14 protein-coding genes are annotated in these 15188 nt (G+C 72.0%); 4 read left to right on the top strand and 10 right to left on the bottom strand.

The window, feature by feature from the left end; all coding sequences use genetic code 11:
- Positions 1–129 precede the first annotated feature (129 nt).
- Together OG254_RS36545 and OG254_RS36550 are read right to left on the bottom strand one after the other, a co-directional pair.
- Positions 130–792, bottom strand: a complete 663-nt coding sequence (locus tag OG254_RS36545; protein WP_003997051.1) for a response regulator transcription factor — start codon at positions 790–792, stop codon at positions 130–132.
- A gap of 231 nt (positions 793–1023) precedes the next feature.
- The gene (locus OG254_RS36550; RefSeq protein ID WP_405590516.1) at positions 1024–1659 is read right to left on the bottom strand and encodes a DUF3000 domain-containing protein; all 636 of its coding nucleotides are present in this window, start codon (positions 1657–1659) and stop codon (positions 1024–1026) included.
- A gap of 146 nt (positions 1660–1805) precedes the next feature.
- On the opposite strand from OG254_RS36550, the gene hemE reads away from it, so the two are divergent.
- Complete coding sequence (gene hemE / locus OG254_RS36555; RefSeq protein WP_147997800.1) at positions 1806–2873, top strand: uroporphyrinogen decarboxylase; 1068 nt, start codon at positions 1806–1808, stop codon at positions 2871–2873.
- 6 nt (positions 2874–2879) lie between these two features.
- Here the strand turns inward: hemE and OG254_RS36560 are convergent, their stop codons facing one another.
- Positions 2880–3704, bottom strand: coding sequence for a rhomboid family intramembrane serine protease (locus OG254_RS36560; protein ID WP_405590519.1), 825 nt, complete (start codon positions 3702–3704; stop codon positions 2880–2882).
- A 96-nt stretch (positions 3705–3800) separates the two neighbouring features.
- On the opposite strand from OG254_RS36560, the gene OG254_RS36565 reads away from it, so the two are divergent.
- Positions 3801–4130 (top strand): hypothetical protein, encoded by a 330-nt coding sequence (locus OG254_RS36565; protein ID WP_405590522.1) that lies wholly within the window; start codon positions 3801–3803, stop codon positions 4128–4130.
- 95 nt (positions 4131–4225) lie between these two features.
- On the opposite strand, the gene OG254_RS36570 is transcribed toward OG254_RS36565, so the two are convergent.
- The gene (locus tag OG254_RS36570) at positions 4226–5626 is read right to left on the bottom strand and encodes an FAD-dependent oxidoreductase (RefSeq protein WP_405595389.1); all 1401 of its coding nucleotides are present in this window, start codon (positions 5624–5626) and stop codon (positions 4226–4228) included.
- 33 nt (positions 5627–5659) lie between these two features.
- A complete protein-coding gene (locus OG254_RS36575; RefSeq protein ID WP_405590525.1) occupies positions 5660–6664 on the bottom strand; it encodes a DUF4349 domain-containing protein in 1005 nt (334 codons plus the stop codon).
- 159 nt (positions 6665–6823) lie between these two features.
- On the opposite strand from OG254_RS36575, the gene hemG reads away from it, so the two are divergent.
- Together hemG and hemQ are read left to right on the top strand one after the other, a co-directional pair.
- Complete coding sequence (hemG, locus tag OG254_RS36580) at positions 6824–8284, top strand: protoporphyrinogen oxidase (protein WP_405590528.1); 1461 nt, start codon at positions 6824–6826, stop codon at positions 8282–8284.
- Positions 8285–8288: 4 nt separating this feature from the next.
- Positions 8289–9020 carry a hydrogen peroxide-dependent heme synthase gene (gene hemQ, locus OG254_RS36585; RefSeq protein ID WP_405590530.1) on the top strand — a complete coding sequence of 244 codons (732 nt, stop codon included), beginning with the start codon at positions 8289–8291 and terminating at the stop codon, positions 9018–9020.
- Positions 9021–9148: 128 nt separating this feature from the next.
- On the opposite strand, the gene OG254_RS36590 is transcribed toward hemQ, so the two are convergent.
- From OG254_RS36590 to OG254_RS36610, 5 genes are all read right to left on the bottom strand, one after another.
- Positions 9149–10768 carry an alpha/beta hydrolase gene (locus OG254_RS36590; protein WP_405590532.1) on the bottom strand — a complete coding sequence of 540 codons (1620 nt, stop codon included), beginning with the start codon at positions 10766–10768 and terminating at the stop codon, positions 9149–9151.
- Between the two features lie 123 nt (positions 10769–10891).
- Complete coding sequence (locus OG254_RS36595) at positions 10892–11689, bottom strand: TIGR04222 domain-containing membrane protein (protein ID WP_405590535.1); 798 nt, start codon at positions 11687–11689, stop codon at positions 10892–10894.
- A 101-nt stretch (positions 11690–11790) separates the two neighbouring features.
- Positions 11791–12579 (bottom strand): DUF4142 domain-containing protein, encoded by a 789-nt coding sequence (locus tag OG254_RS36600; protein WP_405590537.1) that lies wholly within the window; start codon positions 12577–12579, stop codon positions 11791–11793.
- Positions 12580–12851: 272 nt separating this feature from the next.
- Entirely contained in the window at positions 12852–14171 is a 1320-nt protein-coding gene (locus tag OG254_RS36605; protein WP_405590540.1) for a DUF692 domain-containing protein, read from the bottom strand.
- Positions 14172–14398: 227 nt separating this feature from the next.
- Positions 14399–15130 (bottom strand): aminoacyl-tRNA hydrolase, encoded by a 732-nt coding sequence (locus OG254_RS36610; RefSeq protein WP_405590543.1) that lies wholly within the window; start codon positions 15128–15130, stop codon positions 14399–14401.
- Positions 15131–15188: the final 58 nt, after the last annotated feature.

A 15188-nucleotide genomic window follows, 5' to 3' on the forward strand; every position in this document is an offset into this window, starting at 1 on the left:
CCGAGGGTCGCAAACCAGTCAGTCAAGTGAAGGATCCGGCTCACGGTGGGTGGGGGACGAGGGTGGGATCAGCGGCCGATCCCGTTCACGTCAGTGAATGATCATGCGTTCCATCGATGTCGGCTGGACTCAGTGGATGATTCCGGTGCGCAGCGCCACCGCGACCATGCCGGCCCGGTCACCGGTGCCGAGCTTGCGGGCGATCCGGGCGAGGTGGCTCTTGACGGTCAGGGCGGACAGGCCCATCGAGACGCCGATCGCCTTGTTCGACTGGCCCTCCGCCACCAGCCGCAGCACCTCGACCTCGCGGCCGGACAACTCGCGGTAGCCGCCCGGGTGGCTCGGGGCACCCGGGTGGCGACGGTGCATACGGGCGGCGGCGGCGCCGATGGGAGCGGCACCGGGCCGGGTGGGGAGCCCGACGTTAGTGCGGGTGCCGGTGACGACGTAGCCCTTCACGCCGCCCGCGAGGGCGTTGCGCACGGCGCCGATGTCGTCGGCGGCGGACAGGGCGAGGCCGTTGGGCCAGCCCGCGGCGCGGGTCTCCGACAGGAGGGTGAGGCCGGAGCCGTCGGGCAGGTGGACGTCGGCGACACAGATGTCGCGGGGGTTGCCGATGCGGGGACGAGCCTCCGCGATGGACGAGGCCTCGATGACATCGCGCACACCGAGCGCCCAGAGGTGACGGGTGACGGTGGAGCGGACGCGGGGGTCGGCCACGACCACCATGGCGGTGGGCTTGTTCGGGCGGTAGGCGACCAGGCTTGCGGGCTGCTCGAGGAGAACGGACACCAGGCCTCCTGGGGTGCGGGGACGGCTTTCAAGGTCACAGTCGTCTTCGGCACCAAACCCGTGGCCCTTTAGGGAAAGATCACGATTTAGTGAGTAACAATCGGGGCAATTCGGACGCGTGGTCGATCGATAGGCGAGTAAATCGCGTCGATCAAGGACTGTTTCCTGACCGAAAGTGGCCGTATCGACAAAGTGATGGTCAAGCTTGTGGCCGTCGGGTGAGGAGCGGTTTTAGCGGGACTGCGGGTCGCGGCGCTGAGGCAGCGTCACCACCGACGCGTCCCCCGGGCCGGCCGGCGGCAGGCCCGCGATCTGCGCCAGCAGATCGCACCAGGACGCCAGATGACCTGCGGTGTCCGGGACCCCGCCCAGGCCCTCACGCGGCGTCCAGGACGCACGGATCTCGATCTGCGAGGCCGCCGGGCGCTCGGACAGGCCGCCGAAGTAGTGGGAGCTCGCCCGGGTGACGGTGCCGCTCGGCTCGCCGTACGACAGCCCGCGCGCCTGGAACGCGCCGGTCAGCCAGGACCAGCACACCTCGGGCAGCAACGGGTCGGCGGCCATCTCCGGCTCCAGCTCCGCCCGCACGAGGGTCACCAGCCGGAAGGTGCCCCGCCAGGCGTCGTGGCCCGCCGGGTCGTGCAGCAGCACCAGGCGGCCGTCGGCCAGGTCCTCGTCACCGTCGACGACCGCCGCCTCCAGCGCGTACGCGTACGGAGCCAGGCGCTGGGGCGCCTTGGTCTGCTCGACCTCGATCTGCGGCCGCAGGCGGCCGGCCCGCAGAGCCTCGACAGCGGCCCGGAAGGCCGCTGGAGCCGTGCTGTGCGAATGCCGGTCGCCCTCCCCGGCCTCCTTCGCGTCATCCATTCCGCCAGTGCCGTCCGACAGTCTTCCCTGAGCCGCAGCCATGCCGGGAAGATTAAGGGGAACCGGAGCTTCGTGCAGGGAGAGACACCAGGACAACACGGGAACCCCGGCGTCGGGCCCTGTGCGGCCATGCGAGACTTGCCCCCGTGAGTGCCAACCAGACGCCGCCGTCAGCCACGCCCGACGCAGTCAAGAATTCCGCCTTTCTCAAGGCGTGCAGGCGCGAACCCGTGCCGCACACCCCGGTGTGGTTCATGCGGCAGGCCGGGCGCTCCCTGCCGGAGTACCGCAAGGTGCGCGAGGGCATCGCGATGCTCGACTCCTGCATGCGGCCCGAGCTGGTCACCGAGATCACCCTCCAGCCCGTGCGCAGGCACGACGTGGACGCGGCGATCTACTTCAGCGACATCGTCGTGCCGCTGAAGGCCATCGGCATCGACCTCGACATCAAGCCGGGCGTCGGCCCGGTCGTCGAGCGCCCGATCCGCACCCGCGCCGACCTGGCCCAACTGCGCGACCTCACCCCCGAGGACGTCTCGTACGTCACCGAGGCCATCGGCATGCTCACCGGCGAGCTCGGCGCCACCCCGCTCATCGGTTTCGCCGGCGCGCCTTTCACTCTCGCGAGTTACCTCGTCGAGGGCGGTCCGTCGCGCACGTACGAGAACGCCAAGGCGATGATGTACGGCGACCCGGAGCTCTGGGCCGACCTGCTCGACCGCCTCGCCGACATCACCGCGGCCTTCCTGAAGGTGCAGATCGAAGCCGGCGCCTCCGCCGTCCAGCTCTTCGACTCCTGGGCCGGCGCCCTCGCCCCCGTCGACTACCGTCGCTCGGTGATGCCCGCCTCCGCGAAGGTCTTCGACGCCGTCGCCGGATACGGCGTCCCGCGCATCCACTTCGGCGTCGGCACCGGTGAGCTGCTGAAGCTCATGGGCGAGGCCGGCGCGGACGTCGTGGGCGTCGACTGGCGCGTCCCGCTCGACGAGGCCGCCCGCCGGGTCGGCCCCGGCAAGGCGCTCCAGGGCAACCTCGACCCGACCGTCCTGTTCGCCACCCCCGAGGCGATCGAGGCCAAGACCCGCGAGGTGCTCGACACCGCGGCCGGTCTCGAGGGCCATGTCTTCAACCTCGGCCACGGCGTCATGCCGTCCACCGACCCGGACGCCCTGACCCGGCTCGTCGAGTACGTCCACACGCAGACGGCCCGATAGAAACGCTCAGCACGTCCGCCGGGGCCGTGCCCGCCTGCCGAACAGCAGGCCGCGGGGCTCCGGCGGCGGTGTGGTCCCCGGTTTGAGCGGCCAGGCGAGCAGCATGCCCGCGAGGAAGCCGGCCACGTGCGCCGCGTACGCCACCGTGCCGGCGTCGGAGACGCCCTCTCCGGACGAGTACACGGCCTGCAGCACGAACCAGAAGCCGAGTACCAGCCAGGCGGGCAGCCGCAGCGGCAGGAAGATCAGGAACGGCACCAGGACCCACACCCTGGCCCTCGGATACAGCACCAGATAGGCGCCCAGGACGCCCGCGATGGCCCCGGACGCGCCGATCAGCGGGTCGGCCGAGTCGTCGTTGAGGAACGCGAAGCCGTACGACGCCGCGTAGCCGCAGACGACGTAGAAGAGCAAGTACCGCACGTGGCCCATGCGGTCCTCGATGTTGTTGCCGAAGATCAGCAGGAAGAGCATGTTGCCCAGCAGGTGCAGCCAGCTGCCGTGCAGGAACATCGCGGTGAGGACCGACAGCGCGGGGGACTTGTCGTAGCCGGGGCGGCCGATCACACAGCCGGGGCCGTTCGGGCCGACGGCGACCTCGCCCGTAGGGACCACTCCCGGCAGCTGATCGTGGATCAACTCCCTCGGCACCGCCGCGTAGTGGTCCAGGAACGCGTGCAGATGGCACAGCTGGGCCAGGCTGCTCTCACCGGACACGGAGCCGGCTATCCCGGGCGTGGACAGGAAGACGAGGACGTTCGCGGCGATCAGCGCGTATGTCACCCAAGGGGTGCGGCGCACCGGGTTCACGTCATGGACGGGGATGACCACGACTGGTATCTGCCCGGGATCGGTGCGGCGAATCGGTGAACGTGGCCTTCGCCGTGTGCGTATGACTCGGCAACCGCTCTACGTGAGGAACAGGCGATGAACGACCGAGTTACTCCTCCGATTCACGCGTTGCCCGACGGTGAGGCCGAGATCGCCGTGGTGGTGCGGCTGCCGTGGGAAGACGTCGCGCGGCTGGGTCAGGAGGCGGGGCGGCTCGCCGCGCAGATGCAGCGGCCGGTGACGCTGGATGAGGCGGTGAGTCATCGGTTGCGGTCCCCGCGGGGGGCTGCGCATGCGAAGCCGGCGGGGGAGCAGCCGGCTGCCGCCATGCCGCCGAGTGTGAGTGCGTCCGTGTCTTCGTTGCCTTCCCGGCCGCCGGCTGAGCAGGCTCGGCAGGCCATTGAGAGGATCAACGGCAGCGCTTGAGCGCCATGGGGGTGAGGGTGGTTCGGCGGGTGCGGGCCGTATGTGGCTGGTCGCGCCCACGCGGCGGAGCCGCAAATCGAAACAGCCCCGCGCCCCTAGGTGGGTTGTCCTACCGCCTTTACAGCTTTACGGGCCGCTACCAGTACCGGGTCCCAGACCGGGGAGAACGGTGGGGCGTATCCCAGGTCCAGGGACGTCATCTGTTCCACCGTCATGCCCGCCGTCAAGGCGACCGCCGCGATGTCCACCCTCTTCGCCGCGCCCTCCCTGCCCACGATCTGTACGCCCAGTAGGCGTCCCGTGCGGCGTTCGGCGAGCATTTTGACCTTCATGAGGGAGGCCCCCGGGTAGTAGCCCGCGCGGCTCGTCGACTCGATCGTGGCGGTGACGTACTGCAAGCCCGCCCTGCGTGCGTCCTTCTCGCGCAGGCCCGTGCGGGCGATCTCCAGGTCGCAGACCTTGCTGACGGCCGTGCCGACCACGCCGGGGAACGTGGCGTAGCCGCCGCCGGCGTTCGTGCCGATGACCTGGCCGTGTTTGTTGGCGTGGGTGCCGAGGGCGATGTGGCGTTCCTGGCCGGAGACCAGGTCGAGGACCTCCACGCAGTCGCCGCCCGCCCAGATGTTCTCGTGGCCGCGCACGCGCATGGCGAGGTCGGTCAGCAGGCCGCCGTGGTCGCCGAGGGGGAGGCCGGCGGCACGCGCGAGCGCCGTTTCCGGGCGGACGCCGATGCCCAGGACGACCACGTCCGCCGGGTACTCGGCGTCCTGCGTGGCCACCGCGCGGACGGTGCCGTCCTCGCCGGTGAGGATCTTGGTGACCTCGGTGTCGTTGACCATGGTGATGCCCAGGCCCTCCATGGCCGCGTGTACGAGGCGGCCCATGTCGGGGTCGAGCGTCGACATGGGTTCGCTGCCACGGTTGACGACCGTCACCTCGTAGCCGCGGTTGATGAGCGCCTCGGCCATCTCCACGCCGATGTAGCCGGCGCCGACCACCACCGCGCGACGGCCACGCGTGCGTGCCAGCGTGTCGAGCAGGGCCTGGCCGTCGTCGAGGGTCTGCACGCCGTGGACGCCGGGGGCGTCCACGCCCGGCATGTCGGGGCGGATCGGGCGGGCGCCGGTCCCGATCACGAGCTTGTCGTACGACGTCCAGGACTCGGCGCCGGAATCGACGTCACGCGCGCGTACCCGGCGGCCGGGCACGTCGATCTCCACGACCTCCGTCCGCATGCGCAGGTCGATGTCCCGTGCGCGGTGCTCCTCGGGCGTACGGGCGATCAGCCGGTCCCGCTCGGGCACGTCGCCGCCCACCCAGTACGGGATGCCGCACGCCGAGAAGGAGGTGAAGTGGCCGCGCTCGAAGGCCACGATCTCCAACTCCTCGGCGCTCCTCAGGCGTCTCGCCTGCGACGCCGCGGACATCCCCGCGGCGTCGCCGCCGATCACCACCAGCCGTTCCCGCTTGCCCGGCACACCCGTCGTAGCGCTCATGGTCATGCGAACACGCTACGGGTGCACGGAATTTCAGTCCTGCTCGCCGCCCTTTTCGTCTCCCGCGCGCGTGGGGGACGGAGCGGGCCGGGCGGCCGGCAGCGGGCCGAGCGCGGTGGTCGCGGGCACGGACGCCGGCCGGCGCGGCAGCCGGGGGCGCAGAACCTTCAGCCACAGCAGCACGAGCAGCGCCGCCACCGCCGCGAACGGCAGCACCGCGCCGAACGCCACCGCAAGCCAGCGCACCATCGTCACGAACGCGTTCCAGCCACCCGCGAGCGCGTCCACGAAGCCCGGATCGTCGTCCTTCGCGGCCTTCTTCACCGGCGTCTCGGACAGGGACAGCGTGATGGTCGCCAGGCTGGTGCGGTCCTTCAGGGACGCCTGCTGGGCCAGCAGCGACTCCAGGTCGGCCTGCCGGCTGCTCAGCTCGCCCTCCAGCGTCACCACGTCGCTGAGCCTCGTCGCCTGGTCCATCAGCTCGCGGATCCGGGCCACGCTGGCCCGCTGCGTCTTGATGCGGCTCTCCACGTCCACGACCTGGTCGGTGACGTCCTGCGCCTTCGCGCTGCGCTCGATCAGCTTGCCCGCGCCCTCCAGGTCCGCGAGGACCTCGGCGTACTGGTCGACGGGCACGCGCAGGACGACGCGGGTGTGCTCGTGGCCCTCCTCATCGCGGGTGGTGGTCTCGTCGCCGACGAAGCCGCCCGCGTTCTCGATGGTCGTACGGGCCTCGTCGAGGGCGTTGGGCACGTCCTTGACCTGCACGGTCAGCGAGGCGGTGCGGATGATGTGGGTCGCGGGGACCTTGACCGGAGTGGCGCGCTTGCCTGCGTCGGCGTCGGCGCCGCTGCCGGGAGCGCCCTGACTCCCTTCCGCCTTGGAGTCCGCCTGGCCGGCGTCGGCAGCGGCGGCCCCGCTGTCGCCCCCCGAGTCGTTCGCGCCGCTGCATCCGGTGAGCGCGAGGGCGGTGGCCAGCAGGAGGCCGGCCAGGGCCTGAACAGGCCGTACGGATCGTGCGGAACGTCGTGTGCGCATTGGGCGTACCCCCGAGGGTCGTCGTGACGACTGACGCTTCTTCGACGCCGGGGTCCCGCGGAACGTTGGCGGGAAACGGTCCCGATGCGGTCACGGTCGGGACTCGTGAAGGACACCGGGGCGCGGAGGGTTGTCAGTGGGGTCTGAGAGGCTGTGGACATGCGCGAAGTGGAGACTCGTACGGAAACGGGCCAGGTCGTCGTCATCGGGGGCGGTATCGCCGGGCTCGCCGCGGCCCATCGCCTGCTGGACGCCGGCCGGCACGTGACCGTCCTGGAGGCGTCGGACCGGGTCGGCGGCAAGCTGCTGCCCGGCGAGATCGCCGGTGTGCGCGTGGACCTCGGCGCCGAGTCGATGCTGGCCCGCCGCCCCGAGGCGGTCGCCCTCGCGCGCGAGGTGGGCCTCGACGAGCGCCTCCAGCAGCCCGCCACCGCTACGGCCTCGATCTGGACCCGCGGTGCCCTGCGCCCCATGCCCAAGGGACATGTGATGGGCGTCCCGGGCACCGCCGCCGCCCTCTCCGGCGTCCTGTCCGACGAAGGGCTGGCCCGCATCGAGCGCGACGCCGACCTGCCCCGCACCGAGGTCGGGGACGACGTGGCGGTCGGCGAGTTCGTGGCGGCCCGCCTCGGCCGCGAGGTCGTCGACCGCCTGGTCGAGCCCCTGTTGGGCGGCGTGTACGCGGGCGACGCGTACCGGATCTCGATGCGCTCGGCGGTCCCGCAGCTCTACCAGGCGGCGAAGACCCACGACTCGCTCACCGAGGCAGTCCGCGAGATCCAGGCCAAGGCAGCCGCGAACCAGCAGACCGGGCCCGTGTTCATGGGCATCGAGGGCGGCGTCGGCCAACTCCCGCTCGCCGTCGCACAGTCGGTGCGCGCGCGGGGCGGCGACATCGTGACCGGGGCGCCGGTGACGGAGCTGCGCCGCGAGGCGTCCGGCGGCTGGCGCGTGGTCGCCGGTGACCGGGTGCTGCGCGCCGACGCGGTCGTCGTCGCCGTCCCCGCCCCGGCCGCCGCTGCCCTGCTGCGCGCCGAGGCCCCCGAGGCCGCCGCCGAGCTGGACGGCGTCGAGTACGCCTCCATGGCCCTGATCACCCTCGCCTACCGCCGAGCCGACGCCGGCCTTCCGGCGGGCAGCGGCTTCCTCGTGCCGCCGGTCGACGGACGCACCATCAAGGCGTCGACGTTCGCCTCCCAGAAGTGGGGCTGGATCGCCGACGAGGACCCGGACACCCTCGTCCTGCGCACCTCCGTCGGGCGGTACGGCGAGACGGAGATCCTGGGGCGGGACGACGACCACCTCGTCGACGTCTCCCGGCGGGACCTCAAGGAGGCCACCGGCCTCGACGCCACCCCCCTTCAGACCCGGGTGACCCGCTGGACCGACGGCCTGCCCCAGTACCCCGTCGGCCACCACACGCGCGTGGCCCGCATCCGCGAACACGTGGCCAGACTCCCCGGCCTCGCGGTGTGCGGCGCGCAGTACGACGGCGTGGGCATCCCGGCGTGCATCGCGAGCGCGTACGCCGCCGCCGACCAGCTGGAGGGTGATCTGCGCGGTGTGCAGGAGCTCACCGCCAACCCGGTGCAGAGTCTGCACGGCGGAGCGGGAGAATAAGGGCATGAGCGACGACGCCTCCACCACCGAGTCCGGCAGGATCCCGAACAAGGGCAAGCTGGCCAAGGACCTCAACGAGGTCATCCGCTACACCCTCTGGTCCGTCTTCAGGCTGAAGGACGTGCTCCCCGAGGACCGCGCGGGCTATGCCGACGAGGTCCAGGAGCTGTTCGACCAGCTCGCCGCCAAGGACGTGACGATCCGCGGCACCTACGACGTGTCCGGGCTGCGCGCCGACGCCGACGTCATGATCTGGTGGCACGCGGAGACCGCCGACCAGCTCCAGGACGCGTACAACCTCTTCCGCCGCACCAAGCTGGGCCGCGCGCTCGAGCCGGTCTGGTCGAACATGGCGCTGCACCGCCCCGCCGAGTTCAACCGCTCGCACATCCCGGCGTTCCTTGCCGACGAGACGCCGCGGAACTACGTCAGCGTGTACCCCTTTGTGCGCTCCTACGACTGGTACCTGCTGCCCGACGAGGACCGCCGCCGCATGCTCGCCGACCACGGCAAGATGGCCCGCGGTTACCCGGACGTGCGCGCCAACACGGTCGCCTCGTTCTCGCTGGGCGACTACGAGTGGATCCTGGCCTTCGAGGCCGACGAGCTCTACCGCATCGTCGACCTCATGCGCCACCTGCGTGCCTCCGAGGCCCGGATGCACGTCCGCGAGGAGGTGCCGTTCTACACCGGCCGCCGCAAGTCCGTTGCGGAGCTGGTGGCCGGGCTCGCCTGACCGGGTTTCTTGAAGTGTGACGCAGCCCCGCACCCCGAAAGGGGCGCGGGGCTGCGTCACACTGCGGCTCCGCCGCGATGGGGGTCCCCCCTGCTCGAGCGAAGCCGAGAGCTTGGGGGAGCGACCGGCTACGGACGCCGGGCGGCCGCCGTCTTGTGCTGGCGCTTGGCCGCAGCGGTCGGCTTCGGCGCGGGGTGCCCCTCGCACGCCGCGCGCCGCCCCGGCAGACGGCCCTCCAGCAGATACGCGTCGACGTGGCCGTTGACGCAGGCGTTCGGGCCGTACGCGATGCCGTGCGTCCCGGCGTCCCGCTCGGTCACCAGGACCGAGCCCGCGAGCCGCCGGTGCATCTCCAGCGCCCCCTCGTACGGTGTGGCGGCATCCCGCTCGGCGGCCAGGATCAGCGTCGGCGGCAGCTCACCCGGCCCGGTCCGCACGTCCACGGCCTTCTGCCGGGGCGCCTGCCAGAAGGCGCACGGCAGGTTCATCCACGCGTTGTCCCAGGTCTCGAACGGCGCCACCCGTGCCAGCCGCGTGTTGTCCCGGTCCCAGACCGCCCAGTCCGTCGGCCAGGGCGCGTCATTGCACTCCACGGCCGTGTACACCGCGTTCGTGTTCTCCTCCTCGGCCGCCGCCTCCGTCACCGGCGAGGCCAGCTCGACCAGCGGCTTGGCGTCGCCCTTCAGATACGCCGAGAGCGCCTGCGCCCGCGAGGGCCAGTAGTCGTCGTAGTAGCCGGCCTGGAGGAATGCCTCCTGCAACTGCCCCGGCCCGATCTTCCCGCCGGCCGGCCGCGCCGCGAGCCGCGCCCGCACCTTCTCGTAACTGGCCAGCACCTCCGCGGCGGTGACGCCGAGCCCGTACACGTTGTCGTGCTCGGCGACCCACTCCCGGAAGTCCGTCCAGCGCCCCTCGAACGCCGCCGACTGGGCCAGGTTGCTGTGGTACCAGATCTGCTTGGGGTCGGGGTTCACCGCCGAGTCGAACACCATCCGCCGCACGTGCTGGGGGAAGAGGTGCGCGTACAGCGCGCCGAAGTAGGTGCCGTACGACGCGCCCATGAAGGTCAGCTTCTTCTCGCGCAGCGCGGCGCGCAGGACGTCCAGGTCACGGGCGTTGTTGAGGGAGTTGTAGTACTGAAGCGCGCTCCCGGCACGCTCGGCGCAGCCGCGCGCGTACGCCTTCGCCCGCTCGACGCGCTCCTTCTTGTACGCCTCCGAGGGGAACGTCGGCGCGAGCGAGGGCCCCTTGGCGATGTGCTTGGGGTCCTGGCAGGTCAGCGGGGCGGAGGGTCCCACTCCGCGCGGGGCGTAGCCGACCAGGTCGTAGGCGGCCGCCAGCCGCTTCCACGCCGGGATGACCCCGATCAGCGGGAACTGCACGCCGGAGGCGCCCGGTCCGCCCGGGTTGTAGACCAGGGCACCCTGCCCCGGCACCCGGCGCTTGCTGTTGTGCGGGTCCTTGTGCGTGGCCGTGGCCCGGCTGACGAGGAGCCGGATCTGCTTGCCGTAGGGGCGGGAGTAGTACAGCGGGACGGACACCGTGCCGCACTGCACGTTGCCCGGCAGGCCCTGCTCCTTGGGGCAGCGACGGAAGGCGATGCCGGCCGCCTCGGCGCGCGCGGCGGCCACCGCCGTACCGTGCCGCTCGTCCGTCCTCGGGGCCGCCCCGGCGTTGCCGGCCGGGGCCAGGGAGAGTGAGGACAGGAGCAAGGCCCCCGCGGCCGAGTAGAGGGCGGCAGCTCGCATGGCATTTCCCTTCGGTGCACGGCAGCAACAAAAGGGATATTTGGTTCGTCTGTTGATGAAGGCAAGCACCGCCTCGCCGAAGTCGCCGCAATGCCCCCTATGAGTCATCGACTTACCGCGTCGTCACTCGCGCCAGTGCATCGCCTCATGGTGCTGCTCGCGGTGCGCGAAGGCCGCACGAAGGTCCGGCTCGCCGATCGCGCGCACGCCCCGTACGGCGACGGAGGTGAGATACATACGGTCGTCGCCGCCCCCCGAGTGCCGCACCAGGGCGCTCAGCAGCCGCTGCCCGGCAGGGGAGGCCCACCGCGTGTACGGATGGATCTCGATGCGGGCGATGGCGAGGCAGCTCAGGGTGAGCACGAACGGCAGCGTGAACCACAGCGCGACCAGATGCGCCGGCATCTCGGACCGGTCGGGCGCCAGCAGGGCGATCGCGCCGAGCGCCGCCACGGCAGCCGCGGCGAGCCGCACCTGACGGACCGCGGCGCCTATGTCGTCGCGCGCCGCGTCGGGCACGGCGAGGCCCGCGCTGACCAGCCGGTCGGCGAGGCTGCCCACCGCGTCGGCGGCGGCCGCGGCGTCCCGCACCGGCTCGATCCGGGACTGGCCCTGCGGCCCGATGGCCCCTATCACCGAGCGTTCCATCTCGTCCCGCCCGCGCGGATCGACGACCGTCGCCCAGCCGGTGCGCGCGAGCAGCAGCCGCTGCTGGCGCGCCATGGAGACGAGGGTCAGATCGGCGACCCGTCGGGGGCCGCCGGACAGGAACGCGGCCTCGTACAGCGTCAGATCGTGGTCCGGGGCCGCGGTCGCCTCTTTCGTGTCCATGACAGCGGTGTGAACGGCGGCCAGGCACAGCCGCGTGCACGCCGTGCCGGCGACGGCCCAGGCCAGCAGTAGGAGAAGGACCCAGAACATGCCGCGTTTCTATGCCAAAGGCTCTGTGCACGCCATGGGTCGTTCACGATACGGACGGAGAGTTGCCGGGATGTGACGTTCCGGATCGGGGCGTACGGCCCTCAGGAGCCCTCGGTGTCCTCCCCGCGCGGGCTGGCGGCGGCCGGCGGCAGCGTGTACGTCGGCGACGGCGGTGGGGTCATCGGCACGGCCGGAGCAGGGTCGGTCGTCGGACCCGGCGGGGCGGGGGAGGGTGTGAGCGGAGGGGTGCTGTCCGCGACCATGTCCCGGGCCAGGGCGTCGAAGTCGACGTAGCCGGTGGCCTCCAGGACCGTGATGTGGTCCAGCACGGTGGTGTTGGCGTCGTCGGCGAGCCCCCGCACGAGGGAGTTGCGCGTACTGGCCCGGACCTGGGCGACGACGGAGAACACCTTGCCGTGCGCCAGCCGCAGGATGTTCGCGAACTGCCGGTCGTACTCCACACCCTGGGCCGCGTTCAGGGTCGCCAGCCACCCCTGCTGCTGCTCGGTGGGCTCGTTGGGCAGTTGGAGGCTGAGCTGGGCCGCGACGTCACGCACCCGCTCGTCCAGGAACGCGTGCCCCTCGATGAGGTGCTCTCCTGCGGTCCGTACGGCCGCGGTGGTGCCCTTCTGCCGGGCCTCCCGGCCGGCGGGCAGCTCCCACAGCCCGGCGAGGCGGACCTTCGTGACGAACTCGCGGTCGAGGGCGGACAGCGGCCCGTAGCCGGTCGAGACGGTGTCGGCGTTCAGTACGTCCAGACCGGTCCCGGACCGGTCGGCGTACGACCAGATCGGAAAGATCATCGCCAGCAGCGTCGCCACCAGGCCCGTGATGATGATCCCGGTGCCGCTGACGATGCCTCTGCCGGTGATGGGGGGACGCGGTCGCATGGTGCCTCCTGTTGCGGCACCGCACGTTAGTGCGCTTCGAGGGTTGGGTTGGCATATTACTTCGGCGCCTACGCCAACTTCCGTACAGGAGCGAATGGTTGCAACCAGGGTGGTTACGGGCGAAAGGGGAGTTTCGGGGGCGGGCTTACGGTGGCATACGCGGACCAAGCGGACGCGTGGAGGCGGCTGCGGGCCGGGGTGTTAACCCCGGCACACTCGGCGGCCGCGGTCGCGTCCACGCGGGAGCGGGGTCCGGCGTAGGCCGCCCCCGCTCACCGTCGCAGCAGCACCCGGCGCGTGGCGCGCGCCAGCCGCACCCCGGGCCGCCGGGAGCGCGGCTTCGGTCCCGACCGCTCCAGCCACCACTCCCGCAACTCCGCCCGCACCCGCGCGTCCTCGCAGCGACCCTCGGCCAGCAGATACCCGGCGAAGTCCAGCGCGTCGCGCCGGTAACCGTCGCTCATCGGGTGTCCGTGCGAGTACCCGAGGAAGGCCCGCCGGTACCGGTCGCCGAGGATCACCGGCAGCTCGGGCGCGACCTTCGCCACGACGTCCGCCCGCTTCCCGGCGAGCGCCCGCGCCTGCACCCCGAGCCGCACCCGGTCGAACCCCTCCGGCACGGGCGTCCCCGCGACGAGCGCGGAGAGCAGCGCGGCCTGCGCGAGGGCGAGCCGCTGGCGGGCGGGCTCGACGGCCTCGCCGGTGGAAGCCGCACCTTTCTCGGGCGCCGTTGCCCGCGAGGTGACCTCGGCAGCGACACGCTGGTCGGCGCCCTTCTCCAACGCCCCCCGAATCGACCCCAACTCCCGCTCCAGCTCGGCCGGTTCGGGGAAGTTCTCGTCCCGCTCCAGCAGCACTCCCGGCGGGGACACGCGGGAGGCCAGGTCCGTCAGGACGTCGAGGACCGGCTGGGGGACGGGGTGGGCGTGGCTGTCGTGCCAGACGCCGTCGCGTTCGAAGCCGCCCGCGACATGGACGTACGCGATGGCCTCCAGCGGCAGCTCGGCGAGCGCCTTGGCCGGGTCCTCGCCCCGGTTGACGTGGTTGGTGTGCAGGTTGGCCACGTCGATGAGCAGCCGTACGCCCGTGCGGTCGGCGAGCTCGTACAGGAACTGCCCCTCGGTCATCTCCTCGCCCGGCCAGGAGATGAGCGCCGCGATGTTCTCGACGGCGAGCGGGACGGGCAGCGCGTCCTGCGCGATCCGGACGTTCTCGCACAGCACGTCGAGGGCGTCCCGGGTGCGCGGCACGGGCAGCAGATGCCCCGCCTCGAGGTGCGGCGACGCTGTCAGCGGCCCGCCCGCCCGTACGAACGCGATGTGCTCGGTGACCAGCGGCGCCCCCAGCGCCTCCACCCGCTCGGCGAGCGCGGCCAGCCGCCCGGCGTCGGGCCGCTCCGCCCCGCCGAGGCCCAGCGAGACGCCGTGCGGGATCACGGTCACCCCGCGCTCCCGCAGCCGTACCAGGGACTCGGGGAGATGCCCGGGGCAGACGTTCTCGGCGACGGCCTCGACCCAGTCGATGCCCGGCATGCGTTCCACGGCGTCCGCGATCTCCGGACGCCATCCGATTCCCGTACCCAGTCGCTCCATCGTCCCCTCCTCGGCCTCTCCCGTACCCGCTGCCCCGTCTCGTCGGACGTGCCGGACGTGACGGGGGTATGGCCCCGCCGGCCCCGACCGAACCCCCCGCGGGACACCTTCAGAGCAACATTTGAGGTTGGGACCCACGCCCCGCACCCCGCGTACGACCACCACAAGGTCGTACGCGCGAGGCGCCGGAGATGTTCAGATGCCGGGAATTGCGGGCGGCCGGGACCTCAGACGCCGGGCATCCGCCGCAGCGCCGGATGGTCGGCGACGACGGTGCACGAGCCGGGCGCGATCTCCGTGAACCCCGCGTCCCGCACCAACGGCAGTCGGCCGCTCGTCAGCTCACCCCAGCGGGCCGGGTCCGCGGTCCGCACGGCCAGCGCAAACCCCGCGTCGCGCCAGGCGGCCCGCTCCTCGTCCGACAGCTCCCACCAGGCCAGCTGCGCCGCGTGCCCGGTCTGGGCCATCGCCTTGCCGGCCGACATGTCGAGCTCGGGGTTCAGCCACAGCACCGGCGCCGAAGGGTCGGCGTCCCCGGGCGGTTCCGGGTCGTCGAGGTCGGTCCCGGACACCTGGAGCTTCGCCAGCTCCTTGGGCCAGCCGTCCAACGGCACGGGCGGGAACACCCGCACCTCGGCGGACTTCCCGGTGACGGTGATCCCGGGCAGCTTCTCGGCCCGCCGCCACTCGGCCCCACGGGCGCGCCGCACGACCTTGCGGATCCGCGCGTCCTGCCAGTCCCGCATGACCTCGGCCCACTCACCGTCGCCGACGGATCGCTCGTCACTGAGGATCACGAGTACGGCGCGGGCGGAGGTTTCCAGTGCGTCGGTGCGGGCCGGGGGAGCGTCCCGCTCGATACGCACGACGAGAGGCAGCACGAACTGCGGTGCGACGTCGCGTGCACTGGGCTCGGACCGGAAGGGACTGTCGCCGCCGGCCGTCGAATCATGGCTCACGACAGCCAACCCTAAGGGGCGCAGAGAACTGCGCGAACGGCCCCACTCAGCCGCACTC

The sequence above is a fragment of the Streptomyces sp. NBC_01092 genome, from assembly GCF_045039535.1.
GTDB lineage: Bacteria > Actinomycetota > Actinomycetes > Streptomycetales > Streptomycetaceae > Streptomyces.

Coding starts and splice junctions, on each gene's coding strand:
- hemG (WP_405590528.1), top strand. CDS start 6,824: ATGCGCGAAGTGGAGACTCGTACGGAAACGGGCCAGGTCGTCGTCATC.
- OG254_RS36550 (WP_405590516.1), bottom strand. CDS start 1,659: ATGGATGACGCGAAGGAGGCCGGGGAGGGCGACCGGCATTCGCACAGC.
- OG254_RS36570 (WP_405595389.1), bottom strand. CDS start 5,626: ATGAGCGCTACGACGGGTGTGCCGGGCAAGCGGGAACGGCTGGTGGTG.
- OG254_RS36575 (WP_405590525.1), bottom strand. CDS start 6,664: ATGCGCACACGACGTTCCGCACGATCCGTACGGCCTGTTCAGGCCCTG.
- hemQ (WP_405590530.1), top strand. CDS start 8,289: ATGAGCGACGACGCCTCCACCACCGAGTCCGGCAGGATCCCGAACAAG.
- OG254_RS36565 (WP_405590522.1), top strand. CDS start 3,801: ATGAACGACCGAGTTACTCCTCCGATTCACGCGTTGCCCGACGGTGAG.
- OG254_RS36600 (WP_405590537.1), bottom strand. CDS start 12,579: ATGCGACCGCGTCCCCCCATCACCGGCAGAGGCATCGTCAGCGGCACC.
- OG254_RS36590 (WP_405590532.1), bottom strand. CDS start 10,768: ATGCGAGCTGCCGCCCTCTACTCGGCCGCGGGGGCCTTGCTCCTGTCC.
- OG254_RS36595 (WP_405590535.1), bottom strand. CDS start 11,689: ATGTTCTGGGTCCTTCTCCTACTGCTGGCCTGGGCCGTCGCCGGCACG.
- OG254_RS36605 (WP_405590540.1), bottom strand. CDS start 14,171: ATGGAGCGACTGGGTACGGGAATCGGATGGCGTCCGGAGATCGCGGAC.